Source organism: Rhodococcus maanshanensis NBRC 100610, from assembly GCF_001894865.1.
GTDB classification, from domain to species: Bacteria; Actinomycetota; Actinomycetes; order Mycobacteriales; family Mycobacteriaceae; genus Rhodococcus_G; species Rhodococcus_G maanshanensis.
Genome location: NZ_BCXA01000055.1, coordinates 1 through 15,025, shown reverse-complemented (window position 1 = coordinate 15,025; position 15,025 = coordinate 1). Strand labels below are relative to the sequence as shown.

Here is a 15,025-nt window from a genome sequence, read left to right as displayed (position 1 = left end):
CCCATAGCGCGGGCCACTGTTTGATCTCGGCGTTCTGGTTGATCTCGGTCACGTGTCAGCCCTTCGCCAGTTCGCAGTGTTGCCTGTCGGTGTGCCACGGCAGTGCGCCGCTCTCTATCTCGTCGATCAGCCCGCGCAGCCACTCGACCTCGGTGACCGCGAGAGCACGCAGGTAGTCGAAGCCGAACCAGAACACCCGCGGGATCTCTTTGGACACCGCCACCTGGCGCAGCGCGTCGAGTTCGGCGAGGTCCTTCTCCACGAGGCCGATCCGTTCGGCCATGGCGGCGCACACACTGTCGGCGTCGAGGTTGTGCGCCTCGGCAAGCGCCAGCGGGAACGCCGGGTACTCCGGTTTGGGGGTCGAGAGGGTCTCGCCCACCCACCGGGTGAGCGCCGCACGCCCGGCGTCGGTGACGCAGTAGGTGGTGCGCTCCGGGCGATTGCCTGCCCGCTCCGTACCGACGACGGCGACCAGTTCCTGGCGTTCGAGCCGCTCCACTGTGTGGTAAAGCGAGCCCGGCCTGATCTTGACGATCCTGTCGTCGCGTCGCGTCACGTGCAGTTGGTACATCTCGTACGGATGCATGGGCCGCTCGAACAGCAGCGCCAGCACGGTGATCCCGAGGGGCGTCAACGCCGTGGCCGCCATGTTCACCCCCGCCTATTCCGTGCCAATTAGTCCAGATGGAATATACGGCGTGGAACTGTCTTCGGCAACGGCTTTTCTCACGGAGCTCTCATGTGGGCGCGGCATGCTGGTTCGAATGTGGACGTCGAAGCGGAAGGCCGGTCGCCACGCGCCGCGGTACCTCCCTGGCGCGACGATCGCGGCGATGTGCGCGATCGCGCTGATGGTCGTGCACTCGGTGTTCGTCACCACCGAGAGCGGCCAGCTCGTCGACCAGCAGGCGATGCGTGCCGCGAACGCCGCACCCGACTCCTGGCACGAGGCGGGCTTCGCCCTGCTCGGCGCGGTGAACGCGGCATTCATCGCCGCGGCGATCGGCGCGATCGTGCTCATCGGGCTGATCCGTCGCCGGCCGCGCTCGATCGTCGTCGCGCTGGCGGTGATCGCGGGCGCGAACCTCACCACCCAGGTGGTCAAGATGCTGCTCGACCGGCCTTACCTCGGCTGGGGTGCACACAACACCCTGCCCAGTGGGCACGTCACGGTGATCACCTCGCTGGCCGTCGGGCTGGCGATGGTCCTGACGCCTGGCTCGCGGTCGGCGGCGGCAGCGCTGACGTGCGCGGCTGCCGCGGCTGCCGGCTCCGCGGTGATGATCTGTCAGTGGCATCGCCCGAGCGACGTGATCGCCGCGGTGCTCGTCGTCGCGGGCTGGGCCGCGATGCTGTGGCCGGCGTGCGCCGAGCGCCGGGACCGATACCGTGGCCAGGGTGGACGCCCATCAGATCGACATCATCGCCCTGGCCTGGGCCAGGGAACTGGGACTGCCGGATCGTGGCCTGGCCCGGCCGGGTATCCGGCACATCCGGGTGGACCAGACCTCCGACCGGGTCCGGTTCCTCCGGCTGGCCGGGGCGAGCGCGCTGGTGGGCCCGGACTGGGCGATCGAACGGGCGGAGCACCACACCGACGATGAGCTGACCGACGGCGCGACGATGCTCACGATCACCAAGGACCACGGCGGTAGCTGTTCGGGCCCGCGACTTCTGTCCTTCGCCGCCGACGTGGGCACCGAGATCGGCCGCGAGGATCCGCTGATCTCGCACGACCTCGAGCACGTGCTGGCCCTGCAGTCGGCCTGCCCGCCCGACGACGTCGCGGAGGCCGACCTCACCGGCAAGCGGAACTGGTTCACGCTCGTCGACGACGCCGGGACTCCGCTGTCCTCGTCCGGATACGTGGAATGGCAAGGCATCCTGGCCCACATGGGCGCGCTCACGTCGCCGGATCATCGCAGGCGCGGACACGGGGCCGTGGTGGCCCGGCTGACGACCAACGATGCGATCGACGCCGGCCTGATCCCGCAGTGGCGCAGCCACCCCGGCAACACGGCGTCGCGCAGGCTGGCCGCATCGCTCGGCTACGAGGAGCTCGGAGTCCATACCGCGGCCACGCTTCCGCGAAGTACCGTGTGAACTGTTGCCCACCGCCGACGGAGTTGATGAACAGTGACCGACGAGAACAGCACAACCGGCTCGTACGTCGAAGCGGGCAAGGAGTTCACCCGCGACACCCGGTACATCGAAACCCGGATCACCGCGGACGGTCGCGACGGCTACCCGGTCGAAGCCGGCCGCTACCGCCTCGTCGTCGCGCGCGCCTGCCCATGGGCGAACCGGGCCATCATCGTGCGGCGCCTGCTCGGCCTCGAGGACGTGCTGTCGATGGGCCTCTGCGGGCCGACGCACGACCAGCGGAGCTGGACCTTCGACCTCGATCCCGGCGGGGTGGACCCGGTGCTGAAGATCCCGCGCCTGCAGGACGCGTACTTCGCCCGCTTCCCCGACTATCCGCGCGGGATCACGGTGCCCGCGATCGTCGACATCCCGACCGGCCAGGTGGTGACCAACAACTATCCGCAGATCACCCTCGACCTGTCGACCGAGTGGAAGCAGTTCCACCGCGAGGGCGCACCCGATCTGTACCCGGAGGCGCTTCGACCCGAGATCGACGAGGTCGCCGAGTTGGTGTTCAAGGACGTCAACAACGGCGTGTACCGCTGTGGTTTCGCGGGCACGCAGGATTCGTACGAGGCGGCCTACGACCGGCTCTTCTCGAGGCTGGACTGGCTGACCCACCGCCTGGCGACACAGCGATACCTGGTGGGCGACACCATCACCGAGGCGGACGTCCGGCTGTTCACCACCCTGGTCCGGTTCGATCCCGTCTACCACGGACACTTCAAGTGCAACCGCAGCAAGCTCACCGAGATGCACGTGCTGTGGGACTACGCGCGGGACCTGTTCCAGACACCGGGCTTCGGCGACACGATCGACTTCGCGCAGATCAAGGAGCACTACTACGTGGTGCACTCCGATGTGAACCCGACCCAGATCATCCCCAAGGGGCCCGATCTCGCCAACTGGCTCGAGCCGCACGGGAGGGACGCGTTGGGTGGCAGGCCGTTCGGAGACGGCACGCCGCCGCATCCGCCGAAGCCCGACGAGGTGGTCCCCGCCGATCACTGGGTCCTCGGCGGCTCCCCCGCGTAGGTGCCGAAGCTCCAGTACACGCCTTCCGGGTCGCGGCAGGTGAACCCGCGCGAGCCGTAGTCCTCGTCAGTCAGCCCCTTCACGATGGTGGCCCCGGCGTCGGCGGCGCGCCGGTACAGCGCGTCGGGGTCCGGTACGACGATGTACACCGAGCCCACACCCGTCGGCAGGTCCCCCACGGCGGAGTCCGGGCGTTGCGAGCCGAGCATGATGCCACCGCCACCCGGCCAGTCGAGCTGGGCGTGGTCGACCCGCTCCCCCTCGCCGTAGACGGCGGTCTCGATGAACCCGAAGGCCTCCACGAGGAACGCGATGGCCCCGCGCGCGTTCGCGTAGCTGAGTGTCGGCCAGATTGTGGTCGTGTTGGTCGTCTGTGCGGTCATGCCCTCGACACTGCTCCTTCTGACGTCTGGTCCGCTTGGATGAATGAGAACAACTCCTCGGCCCGCCACCGCGAGGGCGGGATCCCGACGATGTCCCGCCAGTCCCGCGCCAGGTGCGCCTGGTCGTAGAAGCCGCACCGGGCGGCGGCATCGGCGAGCGAGATGGACGGTTGGGCGCGCAGGAGTCGGTGCGAGCGGTGGAACCGCGCGAGCTTGGCCGCCTCCTTGGGGCTGACCCCGAACTCGGCGGTGAACCGGCCGACCAGGTGCCTTCTGCTCCAACCGATCTCGCGGGCCACCTGGCCGACCCTGACCACACCGTCGGCGGCCGTCAGTAGCTGCCACGCGTGTGCGAGGTGTGGGTCGATCTCGGCGTCCGCGAGGCGGCGGGACAGCACCTCGTCGAGCACCGCGAACCTCGCCTCCCAGGACGGCTCTGCCGCGATCCGGTCGCTCAGCTCGGCGGCGTCGGCGCCGAGCAGGTCCTCGAGTTCGACGACCCAGGCGCCCAGCTCGGCCGCGGGCACGCCCAGCAGTGCCCGGGACCCGGCCGGGGTGAGAGCGAGCTGGACACCGTGCTGGTTGCCGTCGTGCCGGATCGTGACCGGGGCGATGGACAGGCCGCTGGCGAGGGTGCCCCAGACGCCGGGCTGCTGCCGCGGATCGGACATCCGCGCGAGTTCGAGCGGGGCGTCGAGCGCGATGATCACGGTCAGGTAGGGCGAGGGCAGGCCCAGGTGCGAACCGGGCTCGAACCCCGCCAGCCGATACCCCTCGTAGGGGGCGACAAACGGGCGCAGGGGCGGCGCGGGCGATGCACGTCTACCCTCCGAGTGCCCGGTCATGAACTCAGCGTAGGCAGTGATCTGCGTCGCATCCAGAGATGATGTGCCCGGGTCAGGAACAACATGACCGGGCCGACCGTTGGTAGGGAGTTCGGCCGCGGACGGTGCTGGCCGTGACGAAGGGGAAGACCATGGCGGACAAGCTGGGACGCATCGAGCAGGTCATCGTGTCGCTGCTCGACAACGGCGCCAAGCTGCAGGGGCCCGCTGTCCAGAAGTATGTGGACCGCGTCCGCCGCGCGCATCCCGACGAGAATCCCCAGCAGATCGTGGAGCGGATGGAGCGGATGTTCCTCACCGCGGTGACCGGCAGCGGCGGCGCGGTTGGCGCGGCAGCGGCGGTGCCAGGCATCGGCACGGTCGGCTCGATCGCGGCGGTCGGCGCCGAGTCAGTGTTCTTCCTGGAGGCCTCCGCTCTGCTGACGCTGGCGATCGCCTCTGTGCACGGCATCTCGGTGCAGCAGCACGAACAGCGCCGGGCCCTGGTCCTCGCGGTGGCGCTTGGTGCATCGGGAATGGAGATCGTGGAGAAGGCCGTCGGCGCGACCACTAAGAACTGGGGCTCGCTCATCACCCGGGTCCCTGCGCAGACGATTTCGGGGATGAACAGGAAGCTGATCCACAAGTTCGTCACCAAGTACGCGGCCCGCAGGAGCGCGCTGATCCTGGGCAAGCTGGTGCCCGCAGGCATCGGCGCGGTGATCGGCGGCACCGGAAACCGGGCGATCGGCAAGGGCGTGATCAACAACGCGCGCGACGCGTTCGGGCCCGCACCCGCGCGGTGGCAGCTGGAACTCACTACCTGACCCCCGCAGGGTATCGTCTAGGCATGGACCGGCTCCGCCTCGCCCAGCAGCGCGCCGCACTGTCGTGCGCGCTGCTGCTCGGCGCGCTGGTGTGCGGCCTGCTGGCGATGCATCACGTCGCGGCCGCCGTGCAGGTAGGCGGTCAGGCGCACGGTTCGCCGGCGGCGGTCAGCGTGGCACACGAGGCGATGACCGGATTCGAGCCCACCTCGGTGGCACAACACCCCGACACCTCGGCCCATGCGGCCGCGCCCGCGGACCAGCGGCCCGCCGATCACACCGGCGGCCACCACATGCTCAACGCGTGCGTCGCGGTGCTGCTCTCGGCGGTGCTGCTGGCGATGTCCCTGATCGCGTTCGGCCTCCCGTCGGGCGCGGGCACGCGGATGCGGCGCGGCCGGTCCGCCGTCACCTACACCGGCCGCGGGCCGCCGTTCGCCGCGCCCATCTCGAATCGCCTTGCCACCTTGTGCCTTCTGCGGGTCTGACAGGGCCACTGCGTCGCGCCCGACGCAGTTCGGCCACTGATCCGCTCGAAAGACCAAGGAACAACAATGAACACACGTACCAAGACCGCCGGCCTGATCGCCGCAGCCGCTGCCGCCGTCGCCCTGATCGCGGGCTGCTCCGACGACGACTCCGGATCCGGCCACTCGATGGATTCGATGGGCGGGGCGTCCATGACCTCGAGTTCGGCCCAGTCCGCGTCGCCGGAAGCGCACAACAACGCCGACGTCATGTGGGTGCAGATGATGATTCCGCATCACCAGCAGGCCGTGGAGATGGCGGAGCTCGCCGAGGGCCGCACCCAGAACGCCGAACTGTTGGCGCTGGCCGGCCAGATCAAGGCCGCCCAGGACCCCGAGATCGCGCAGATGACGGGGTGGCTCACCGAGTGGGGCGTGCCCACGATGGCGGCCGACATGAGCCATGCCGACATGGGCCATGGCGACGGCGGCGGAATGATGACCGCGGACCAGATGACGCAGCTCGAGCAGGCCTCGGGCGCCGAGTTCGACCGGGCGTGGCTCGAGATGATGATCGCGCACCATCAGGGCGCGGTGGATTCGTCAACGACGATCGTCCAGGACGGACAGAGCGAGCAGGTCGAGGAGCTCGCGCAGAAGATCATCGCAGGCCAGGAGGCCGAGATCACTCAGATGAAGTCGATGCTCGGGCAGTAGTCGCCCGAACGCACGTCCCCGTGGTCACCCTGGTGGCCGCGGGGGCGTGCGCGCGTTCAGATTTGGGTGTGGAGCAACCAAGGAGACTGACGATGCGGGGTTCGTTTGATTTCAGCGCGTCGACTGGGGGCAGTGAAAGGTACTGAACCAGAGGAGAATCCCGCGATCCGCCCGGCGATGCCAGCGATCCACGCAAAAAGAGAATGGCCCCTGGCAGATTCGAGATTCGTTACAGAAGGCCATTCGCTCAAGGGCTCTTGATTTAGCTGATGCCGGCACCTCCGCCGAGGCCGAACGTAACCTTCAACCACTTCAAAAATGCATCGAATGCCAGATTGAAATCGATTCCGACGCTACCCATCTTGGTTCACCTCATTGATTTCGGGAGATTTCCCCGCCCTACCTTGTCTATCGCCGAGGAGGGCTTGGGCGTTTCGCCTAGCGGAGCCAGAAGAAGTCGATGCCCGGGAGTAGTCGCTCGAACCCTGCCGCACGCCCCCGTGGTCACCTCGATGGCCACGGGGACGTGCGCATTCAGAACGGTGGCGGGTCCGGCGGTGTTACTGGCGGCGGGGCGTGGCCGCGGCGGCCGGTGATGCGTGGGGTGGGGGTGTGCGGGGTGTGGCTGCCGTGGGCGCCTGTGGGGAGGGTGATCGCGGTGGTACCGGTGCTGGAGGTCCAGCGCAGGGTGTGGCCGGGCAGCGCGGTGACGCTCCAGAATCCGAGGGTCTTGAGTTGGTGGTGGTACTGGCAGAGGCATTGCAGGTTGCCGGCGATGGTCCAGCCGCCGGCGATGGGGTCGTGGGCCCGGTACTCGATGATGTGGTCGAGTTGGCATCCGGCGGCGGGTCGGGTGCAGCCGGGGAATCGGCAGTGTCCGTCGCGGGCGTGGACGAGTGCGGTGGTGGCGGCGCCGGGGCGGTAGGTGAGGGCGCCGTCGGGTGGGGTGGTGTGGCCGCCGTGTCCGTCGGGGTGTTCGGGTCTGGCCAGGGTCGGGTCGTCTATGGCGGCGAGGACCGCATCGGTGATGGTGCCGATGCTGGTCGGGACCAGCGGTGTGACCAAACCAGGACGCATCGGCGGCGCACTGCCGTCTGGCTGCATCGAGCGCCGATGCTCCTTCCGCGGAGGTGATGCGGTGGAAGGTCGCGACGCGGTCATCCCGAATTCGGGGACATACCCGGCTTTTCGGCGGCTGCCACGGGCGATGAACGACCGCAGGCAGAACCGCAGCGGTAGTGGCGGGGGCGACGAGTCGGGGTCGGGCGGTGCCGCCTCGGCGGGGACAGACTCGGCGACTGGACCCTCCGGTTGTTTGCGTGTCCCTGTCCCTGTCCCTGGTTCCGGCTCCGACTCCGGCTCCGACTCCGGCTCCGGCTCCGGCTCCGGCTCCGGCTCCGGCTCCGGAACAATGTCTTCGGCGGTTCCTGCGGCCGCCAGGCCGTTGGCATCGCTGTCGCCACCCTCGCCGTCGGCGCCACTGTTGGCGGCCTCGCCGCGAGTGACCAGCCCGAGCTCCTCGGCCAGGTTCAGTGCCTCGGTGAGCAGTGCCTGCCACGTTCCGTCCGCGGCCAGTGTGCGGGCCAGCTCCGGGTCGATCAGCCCGTGGCCGTGCAGGTACGCGGGCTTCGACAGCAGCCCGAGCAGCGTCGCGACATCTATGGTGACCTGCGTCAGCGGCGCCCGCCGACCAGGCAGGGCGGTTCGTCCGGCCTGGGTGCAGTCCTCACGCCCGCAGCTGCACTGCAGGTAGGGCTCGCCGTGCATGATCGCCAGCACCGAATCCACCAGCCGACACCGCTTACCGCGCTTGTCGTACGGGCACACCGTGGCCGCGAACTCGGCGACCAGCTGCATCACCTGCTCGGCCTCCTCCGGGGACACCGTGACCTCGATGGTGGAGGTGTTCCCGCGCGAGCGTTTGACGATCCGGCGCCCCAACTCCTGCGCGGTGTTTCGTTGCGCTGCCGCCTCCTCCGCCGAGAACTCCGAGACCAGCCGGCTGATCTCCCCGGCCAACGGTCCCGGCGTCAGCTGTCGTGCGGCCGCCACGATCCCCGGCTCCAACGCAGTCACCGTTTCCGGCTTCAGCCCCGTCGTCTCCCGGGCGATCGCCCGCACCCTAGGCAGGTCCAGCTCACCCGATTCGAAGGCCGCCCGCACCGAGGGAAGTCGCAGCCGCAGGTCCATGCCCAACGACGCGTAGGACTCGGCCACGGTCTTCGAGCAGCCCATCCGCACCGCCAGCTCGGCGATCGCGCCGTTGCCGCAGTCGACGATGTCGCCCGACCCCAACCGCACATCGCGTTCGATCCACGATTCCCAGAACCGGCCCGCCGCCAACACCTTCCGCGCCGCGAACCGATTCTCCGCCCGACAGGACACGGTCACCTCGTCGAGAGCGGCGACATCGGCCAGCAGCGAGGCGACCTCCGCCTCAACGACGGACCTCACCTCGCCGACCCCGACCCCACCACCGGTCTCGAACATACATGCGATGGTACGCCGGGGATCCGACAGAAATGGCGCTTCAGCGTGAGCTGACCTGCTCCGGTTCCGGCGCATTCACCCGCTGGGTCCGCAACAGCGGCACCAGAAAAGCCAACCCGAGCACCAGGATTCCGGCCGCCACGGCGAGGGAGCGCGAGTAGCCGGTGTCGAGCAGTGGCGCGACCAGCAACGGGCCGAGCACCTGGCCGAGCCCGTACAGCGCCGTGCCGATCGCGGGGGCACGCGGGCCCACCAGTTCGGTGCCCTCCGCGAGCGTCAGCATCACGATCCCCATGAAGGTGCCACCGAAGGCCAGCGCCGCCAGCAACTGCACCGCCGCCGAATCGAAGAGCGCCGAGGCCCCGACCCCGACGACCTGGACGACGAAGGCGACCGCGAGCATCGCCACCCGGGAGTGCCTGCGTGACAGCCTGATCCACAGCACGCAGGACGGCAGCCCGGCCAGCCCGACCGCGATCCACACCGCGCCGCCCAGCCAGGTCGCCGATCCGATGGATGCCACCGCGGCGACGATGAAGGTGGCGGACACGATGTATCCGACGCCCTCGCAGAAGTAGGCCGCCATCAGCCAGGCGAACCTCCTCCGCGCCCGGCGCGACACCGGCGTCGGCCCGCCCGCCGAGGCAGCGGCCACCGGTTCACCGCCGGGCAGCGACCACGCGAACAGCGCCAGTACCGCCGCCAACGCGGCCACCACCAGCCAACTCACCCGCCACGATCCGCCGGACCCCAGCGCGAGAAGCGCGCAACCGGACAACGCGATTCCGGCCCCGATGCCGCCGAACACCCAGCCGACGCCGTCCCCGCCGCCCCTGACCTGCTGGTGCGCCACCCGCGCGGTGAACACGAACAGCACCGCACTGGCGACACCGGCCAGGAACCGCAGCGTCAACCACAGCGACATCGACTCGGCCGCGGGCATCAACGCCAACGTCGCGATCAGCAGCACCAGCGAGACCCGCAGAGCCGCCCTGCTCCTTGGAATCCAGTGCGCGAAGATCGCCACCACCGCGCCCACCAGGTAGCCGAGGTAGTTCGCGGTCGCCAGCGTGGCCGCGGACTCCGCGGTCAGCCCAGCCTGACTCACCATCAGCGGCAGGATCGGCGTGAACGCGAACCGGCCCAGCCCCATGGCGACGGCCAGCGTGAGGCTCGCGCGCAGCACGAGCATCCGATCGTTGCCCCCGGTAACCACCATGACCAGCAGGCTAGACCCGCCGAGAATCGCCGAATCAGCTGCCGGAATGAACGCCCGCGACTCGGGGTTGCGCAAAGCACCCCTATGGCAAGCAAATCGGACGGAGAGCCCATGAGCGTCATCGAAGAAACCCCCGACCTCGGTCGAATCGGTGTGTGGCAGCCCGCGTACTTTGCGACTCCCGAGTTCGGGCAGGCGCTGGAACGACTGGGCTACGGCACCGTCTGGCTCGGCGGCTCCCCACCCGCGGACCTCGTGACCGCCGAGTCCCTGCTCGACGCGACCACCGGTCTCACCGTCGCCACCGGGATCACCAACATCTGGGTCTCCCCCGCCGCCGAGGTCGCCGCGTCGTTCCACCGACTGGAGGCGCGCCACCCGGGCAGGTTCCTGCTCGGCATCGGCGCCGGTCATCCCGAGCACTCCGGACAGGTCTACGCGAAGCCCTACCAGGCACTCGTCTCCTATCTCGACGAACTCGACGCGGCAGGGGTCCCCGCCGGCCGCCGTGTCCTCGCGGCCCTCGGGCCGCGCGTGCTCAGGCTCGCCGCGGACCGCACCGCGGGCGCGCACCCCTACCTGACCACACCCGAGCACACCCGCGAGGCGCGCGAGTTGCTCGGCCCCGGACCGCTTCTCGCACCCGAGCACAAGATCGTGCTCGACACCGACGCCGCGGCCGCACGGGCGATCGGCCGCCCCGTCGTCGAGAACCCGTATCTGCACCTACAGAACTACATCGCGAACCTCACCCGGCTCGGATTCACCGAGGCCGAACTCTCCGACGGCGGCAGCGACCGGGTGATCGACGCCCTCGTCGCGCACGGCGATGCCGCCGCGATCGCCGCCCGCCTCACCGAACACCTCGATGCTGGCGCGAACCATGTCGCCATCCAGGCACTCCCCGTCGACGGCGACCAGCTGCCCGCCCTCTCCGCACTCGCCACAGCGCTCGGCCTGCAGAACTGAAACCACGCGGGCGATCGGCCCGCCCCTCCCTCCGCGGATAGGCTGACGCCATCACGGAGGGAGGGCACGGCATGAGCGCAGGGGGATACCCGGCGGCACTCGAGGCGATCGGACTGACCAAGCGGTTCAAAACCGTTGACGCCGTATCGGATCTGAGCTTCACCGTGCCACAGGGGTCGATCACCGGGTTCCTCGGCCCGAACGGCGCGGGCAAGACCACCACCCTGCGCATGCTGCTCGGCCTGATCCGGCCGACCGCGGGCAGCGCCACCGTCGCGGGCGTGCCGTTCGCGGAGCTCACGCAACCCGCCCGCGTGGTCGGCGCGGTGCTCGATTCGCTCAGCCTGCACCCGAACCGCACCGCGCTCGGTCATCTCCTCGTCTACACGGCCGCGACCGGACTCCCCGACTCCCGAGCCCGACAGGTGCTGGCGCTGGTCGGGCTCGAACAGGCCGCCAACCAGAAGGCAGGCACCTTCTCGCTCGGCATGCGTCAGCGTCTCGCGCTGGCCACCGCCCTGCTCGGCGATCCGCAGATGCTGGTCCTCGACGAACCCGCGAACGGCCTCGACCCCGAGGGCATCGCCTGGTTGCGCGAATTCCTCAGGGCGTTCGCCCGATCCGGCCGCACGGTCCTCGTGTCCAGCCACATCCTGCGCGAGGTGGAGCAGACCGTCGACCGCCTGGTCATCGTGAACGAGGGCCGCCTCGTCTACCAGGGCGGCATCGATGAACTGCGGCGCTCACGCCAGGGGCGGATCCTCATCGCGGGCTCCGACCCCGCCACCCTGGCGATCGCCCTGGCCGCCAACGGGATCACCGACGCCCAGGTGCTGCCCGACGGCCGCCTCGCGGTCACCGGCGCCGAGCTCGACACGATCGCCGCCATCGCGCAGCCCGCCGGGGTCCGCATCTTCGGCGCCACCGCCGAGCCGGTGGACCTCGAGCAGGTGTTCCTGTCGATGACATCCGGCCGGTATGCCGCCGAGTACCCGCCGGGCCACCCCTACGGAGGTCCCCGATGACCGCGCTGCTCACCGCCGAACTCCGCAAGGTCACCACCCTGCGCTTCTGGTGGGCGCTTGCGATCGCACCGCTGGCGGTCGCCCTGTTCGCAGGCGCGATCTTCGCGGCCGTCGACGACACCCTCACCACCATGGACGCCGAGCTCACCACCAGCGCGGCGAACGTCGGGCTCTTCGTCACGATCGGCTGGGTTGCCCTGTTCGCCGGCCTGTTCGGGGCGGTGAATGCGGGCACCGAATTCCGGTACAGCACACTGACTCCAACCTTCCTCACCTCCTCGGACCGGGACCGGGTGCTCGCCGCGAAACTGATCGTGACGGCGGCGTTCGGCGCGCTGTACGCGATCGCGGCCCTCGCCCTCGCGGCGATCTGTCTCACCGCCTTCGGCGGCGCCCTGGAATTCGACGGCGCGCTGGCGGGACTGCTCGCCGCCGGGGTGCTGACGTCCATCGCCTGGTCGCTGATCGGGGCCGGACTCGGACTGGCGTTCGCCTCCTCGATCGGCGCCGCAATCGCACTGCTGGCCTGGTACCCGGTCGGCGAGATGATCGTCGGCGCGATCCTCGCCGGGTTCGGCGCGGGATCGGTCGTGCAGTGGTTGCCCGGCGCGCTGACCCTGTCCACCGTGCTCGGTGCGGCCACCGACGGGGTCTCCGACACCGCGCCATGGCCGCTCGCGCCGATCGCCCTGCTGGCCTGGGCGGCGCTGTCCGGCGGCCTCGGCTGGTGGCTGACGCGAGCCCGCGACATCACCTAGGGCGTGTCTCCCAATCCCACTCGGATGCACCCGGCGAAGCATTCGTCGTCCGGCAAGGCGGAGGAGAAGCCGATACCGGGGTTGTATCGGCGCCGACGACAACGCAGCGGGGCGGCGAATGGGCGCCGGGGGCGCCGAAACGGGGATTGGGAGACATGCCCTAGGGCCTGAGGCGCCCGCGTCGGACCCCGGGGCTACCGTGGTTTTCGATGGCGAACTCGGAGAGCGAACGCGGCTGGATACGTCGGCTCACGGCCGAATGCTGGGCCCACCGGACAGTCGTGCTCGGCGCGCTCACGGTCACGGTGATCGCCGCGATCATCGACATCTCCTTCCCCCTTCTGACCCGGATGGCGATCGACGACGCCACCAGTGGCGCCACCGAGATGATCGCCACCGTGGCCGCGGCCATCGCGGCGCTGGCCGTGGTCCGGTTCGGCTGTCAGTTCGGTCGCCGGATGCTCGCCGGTCGGCTCTCCATCGATGTGCAGCACGACCTCCGGCTCGGGCTGCTCGGCTCGCTGCAACGCCTCGACGGCACGGGCCAGGACCAGATCCGCACCGGGCAGGTGGTGTCCCGCTCGATCACCGATCTGCAGCTGGTCCAGGGCCTGCTCGCCATGGTCCCGCTGTCCGCGGGCGCGCTGATCCAGTTCCTGCTCGCGGTCGTGGTGATGGCCTACCTCTCCCCGCTGCTCACCGTTGTCGCGCTGCTCGTCGTCCCGGCCGTCTCGCTCGTCGTCTGGCTGATCCGGCCCAAGCTGTACGCGGCCACATGGTCCGCCCAGCAACGCGCCGCCGACCTCGCGCAGCACGTGGAGGAGACCGTCACCGGAGTCCGGGTGGTCAAGGGATTCGGGCAGGAGGCCAGGGCGGTACAGCGCCTCGAGGGCCTCGGCCGCAGCCTGTACGCCGAACGGATGCGGGCCGCCAGGATCAATTCGCGGTTCACCCCGACGATGGCCGCGCTACCGCAGCTCGGACTGGTCGGGGTGATCGCCCTCGGCGGGGCACTGGCGCTGCGCGGCTCGATCTCGGTCGGCACCTTCCTTGCCTTCGCGACCTACGTGGCGACCATGTCGAACATCAGCCGCCTGCTGTCGTCGGTGGTGATCATGGCCCAACTGTCACGGGCGGCGGTCGAACGCGTCTACGAGGTGATCGACACCGAGCCGTCGGTCGCGGACCCGGCACGGCCGATCCCGTTGCCGCCGGGGCCGATCGGGGTCCGGCTGCGCGGCGTCACGTTCGGCTTCGAGACCGGCCGCGAGGTGCTGCGGGACCTGGACCTCGATATCGCTCCCGGCGAGACGGTGGCCGTCGTCGGCAGGGCCGGATCCGGCAAGACCGCACTGTCGCTGCTGCTCCCGCGCTTCTACGCGCCCACCGCGGGGAGCGTCGGACTCACCTCGGACGGACAGGCCGTCGACGTGTCGGACCTGCGCGCCGACCAGCTGCGCGAGGCCGTCGGGCTGGTTTTCGACGAGCCGTTCCTGTTCTCCGACTCCATCTCCGCGAACATCGCCCTCGGCCGCTCCGACGCCAGCGCCGAGGAGATCGCGATCGCCGCGAAGATGGCGCAGGCCGACGAGTTCATCGAGGCGCTGCCCGACGGCTACGACACCGTCGTCGGGGAACGCGGGCTCACCCTCTCCGGCGGCCAGCGCCAGCGGGTCGCGCTGGCCCGCGCGCTGCTCGTCGACCCCCGGCTGCTGATCCTCGACGACGCCACGTCGGCCGTCGACGCCGCCACCGAGGCCGCGATCTTCGACACCCTGCGCTCCCAGCACGATCGGACCACGCTGATACTCGCGCACCGACGCTCGACGCTGACCCTGGCGGACCGGGTCGCCGTCCTCGACGACGGCCGGATCATCGACAGCGGGACGATCATCGAGCTCGACGAGCGCTGTCCGTTGTTCCGGGCACTGCTCGCCGACCCGGACCCGGAGGGCGCGCACTCGGATCCGGCCCCGGTGCCTGCCGGGCCCGAACCGACCGACGCCCAACTGTGGCCCGAGACGGTGCCGCCCACCGAGTTCGACGCGATCGTCTCCGACAATCCGGCCGCGTCGGCGGGGCACGGGCACGGCGGCGCCCCCGGCCGCGGCGGCGGGGGCGGTGGTGGCGGGCCGATGGCGGGCGCCCTCGGCGACGTCGCGG

15 protein-coding genes and 1 pseudogene are annotated in these 15,025 nt (G+C 70.0%); 11 read left to right on the top strand and 5 right to left on the bottom strand.

Going from position 1 to position 15,025, the window contains the following annotated elements; all coding sequences use genetic code 11:
• Nucleotides 1–55: 55 nt before the first annotated feature.
• A complete protein-coding gene (locus tag RM1_RS23095) occupies nt 56–652 on the bottom strand; it encodes a PadR family transcriptional regulator (RefSeq protein WP_072753996.1) in 597 nt (198 codons plus the stop codon).
• A gap of 103 nt (nt 653–755) precedes the next feature.
• On the opposite strand from RM1_RS23095, the gene RM1_RS27220 reads away from it, so the two are divergent.
• From RM1_RS27220 to RM1_RS23080, 3 genes are read left to right on the top strand one after another with little or no spacing between them, the layout of a single operon-like run.
• Nucleotides 756–1,607: a phosphatase PAP2 family protein gene (locus tag RM1_RS27220; RefSeq protein WP_343286937.1), complete on the top strand. Its 852-nt coding sequence runs from the start codon at nt 756–758 to the stop codon at nt 1,605–1,607.
• The gene (locus RM1_RS23085; protein ID WP_343286936.1) at nt 1,558–2,106 is read left to right on the top strand and encodes a GNAT family N-acetyltransferase; all 549 of its coding nucleotides are present in this window, start codon (nt 1,558–1,560) and stop codon (nt 2,104–2,106) included. Before RM1_RS27220 ends, RM1_RS23085 begins: the two co-directional genes overlap by 50 nt.
• Before the next feature lie 33 nt (nt 2,107–2,139).
• Nucleotides 2,140–3,183, top strand: coding sequence for a glutathione S-transferase family protein (locus tag RM1_RS23080; protein WP_072753974.1), 1,044 nt, complete (start codon nt 2,140–2,142; stop codon nt 3,181–3,183).
• Here the strand turns inward: RM1_RS23080 and RM1_RS23075 are convergent.
• Nucleotides 3,153–3,566 (bottom strand): VOC family protein, encoded by a 414-nt coding sequence (locus RM1_RS23075; RefSeq protein WP_072753973.1) that lies wholly within the window; start codon nt 3,564–3,566, stop codon nt 3,153–3,155. The genes RM1_RS23080 and RM1_RS23075 overlap by 31 nt on opposite strands.
• The gene (locus tag RM1_RS23070; RefSeq protein ID WP_072753972.1) at nt 3,563–4,411 is read right to left on the bottom strand and encodes an AraC family transcriptional regulator; all 849 of its coding nucleotides are present in this window, start codon (nt 4,409–4,411) and stop codon (nt 3,563–3,565) included. The genes RM1_RS23075 and RM1_RS23070 overlap by 4 nt, the downstream gene beginning before the upstream one ends.
• A gap of 131 nt (nt 4,412–4,542) precedes the next feature.
• On the opposite strand from RM1_RS23070, the gene RM1_RS23065 reads away from it, so the two are divergent.
• The 3 genes from RM1_RS23065 to RM1_RS23055 all read left to right on the top strand — a co-directional run bounded on the left by RM1_RS23065 (nt 4,543) and on the right by RM1_RS23055 (nt 6,401).
• Nucleotides 4,543–5,217 (top strand): hypothetical protein, encoded by a 675-nt coding sequence (locus tag RM1_RS23065; RefSeq protein WP_072753995.1) that lies wholly within the window; start codon nt 4,543–4,545, stop codon nt 5,215–5,217.
• A gap of 23 nt (nt 5,218–5,240) precedes the next feature.
• Nucleotides 5,241–5,705, top strand: a complete 465-nt coding sequence (locus tag RM1_RS23060; protein WP_072753971.1) for a DUF6153 family protein — start codon at nt 5,241–5,243, stop codon at nt 5,703–5,705.
• 66 nt (nt 5,706–5,771) lie between these two features.
• A complete protein-coding gene (locus RM1_RS23055) occupies nt 5,772–6,401 on the top strand; it encodes a DUF305 domain-containing protein (RefSeq protein ID WP_072753970.1) in 630 nt (209 codons plus the stop codon).
• Nucleotides 6,402–6,935: 534 nt separating this feature from the next.
• Here the strand turns inward: RM1_RS23055 and RM1_RS23050 are convergent.
• Together RM1_RS23050 and RM1_RS23045 are read right to left on the bottom strand one after the other, a co-directional pair.
• Nucleotides 6,936–8,891, bottom strand: a complete 1,956-nt coding sequence (locus RM1_RS23050) for an HNH endonuclease signature motif containing protein (RefSeq protein WP_072753969.1) — start codon at nt 8,889–8,891, stop codon at nt 6,936–6,938.
• Nucleotides 8,892–8,931: 40 nt separating this feature from the next.
• A complete protein-coding gene (locus RM1_RS23045; RefSeq protein WP_072753968.1) occupies nt 8,932–10,110 on the bottom strand; it encodes a YbfB/YjiJ family MFS transporter in 1,179 nt (392 codons plus the stop codon).
• Nucleotides 10,111–10,221: 111 nt separating this feature from the next.
• On the opposite strand from RM1_RS23045, the gene RM1_RS23040 reads away from it, so the two are divergent.
• The 5 genes and pseudogenes from RM1_RS23040 to RM1_RS27255 all read left to right on the top strand — a co-directional run.
• Nucleotides 10,222–11,079 carry an LLM class F420-dependent oxidoreductase gene (locus tag RM1_RS23040; RefSeq protein ID WP_072753967.1) on the top strand — a complete coding sequence of 286 codons (858 nt, stop codon included), beginning with the start codon at nt 10,222–10,224 and terminating at the stop codon, nt 11,077–11,079.
• 71 nt (nt 11,080–11,150) lie between these two features.
• Nucleotides 11,151–12,104 (top strand): ABC transporter ATP-binding protein, encoded by a 954-nt coding sequence (locus RM1_RS23035; protein ID WP_072753966.1) that lies wholly within the window; start codon nt 11,151–11,153, stop codon nt 12,102–12,104.
• The gene (locus tag RM1_RS23030) at nt 12,101–12,862 is read left to right on the top strand and encodes an ABC transporter permease (protein WP_072753965.1); all 762 of its coding nucleotides are present in this window, start codon (nt 12,101–12,103) and stop codon (nt 12,860–12,862) included. Before RM1_RS23035 ends, RM1_RS23030 begins: the two co-directional genes overlap by 4 nt.
• A 209-nt stretch (nt 12,863–13,071) precedes the next feature.
• Nucleotides 13,072–13,887, top strand: a pseudogene (locus tag RM1_RS27260) (ABC transporter transmembrane domain-containing protein); the annotation flags it as partial.
• Nucleotides 13,888–14,133: 246 nt separating this feature from the next.
• On the top strand, nt 14,134–15,025 hold an 892-nt coding region (locus RM1_RS27255), incomplete at its 3' end, for an ABC transporter ATP-binding protein (protein ID WP_439958211.1).

What these genes read in the sequence shown, in the direction of transcription:
- RM1_RS23070 (WP_072753972.1), bottom strand. Translation starts at nt 4,411, where the DNA reads ATGACCGGGCACTCGGAGGGTAGACGTGCATCGCCCGCGCCGCCCCTG.
- RM1_RS23055 (WP_072753970.1), top strand. Translation starts at nt 5,772, where the DNA reads ATGAACACACGTACCAAGACCGCCGGCCTGATCGCCGCAGCCGCTGCC.
- RM1_RS23030 (WP_072753965.1), top strand. Translation starts at nt 12,101, where the DNA reads ATGACCGCGCTGCTCACCGCCGAACTCCGCAAGGTCACCACCCTGCGC.
- RM1_RS23045 (WP_072753968.1), bottom strand. Translation starts at nt 10,110, where the DNA reads ATGGTGGTTACCGGGGGCAACGATCGGATGCTCGTGCTGCGCGCGAGC.
- RM1_RS23075 (WP_072753973.1), bottom strand. Translation starts at nt 3,566, where the DNA reads ATGACCGCACAGACGACCAACACGACCACAATCTGGCCGACACTCAGC.
- RM1_RS23060 (WP_072753971.1), top strand. Translation starts at nt 5,241, where the DNA reads ATGGACCGGCTCCGCCTCGCCCAGCAGCGCGCCGCACTGTCGTGCGCG.
- RM1_RS23050 (WP_072753969.1), bottom strand. Translation starts at nt 8,891, where the DNA reads ATGTTCGAGACCGGTGGTGGGGTCGGGGTCGGCGAGGTGAGGTCCGTC.
- RM1_RS23040 (WP_072753967.1), top strand. Translation starts at nt 10,222, where the DNA reads ATGAGCGTCATCGAAGAAACCCCCGACCTCGGTCGAATCGGTGTGTGG.
- RM1_RS23095 (WP_072753996.1), bottom strand. Translation starts at nt 652, where the DNA reads ATGGCGGCCACGGCGTTGACGCCCCTCGGGATCACCGTGCTGGCGCTG.
- RM1_RS27220 (WP_343286937.1), top strand. Translation starts at nt 756, where the DNA reads ATGCTGGTTCGAATGTGGACGTCGAAGCGGAAGGCCGGTCGCCACGCG.
- RM1_RS23035 (WP_072753966.1), top strand. Translation starts at nt 11,151, where the DNA reads ATGAGCGCAGGGGGATACCCGGCGGCACTCGAGGCGATCGGACTGACC.
- RM1_RS23065 (WP_072753995.1), top strand. Translation starts at nt 4,543, where the DNA reads ATGGCGGACAAGCTGGGACGCATCGAGCAGGTCATCGTGTCGCTGCTC.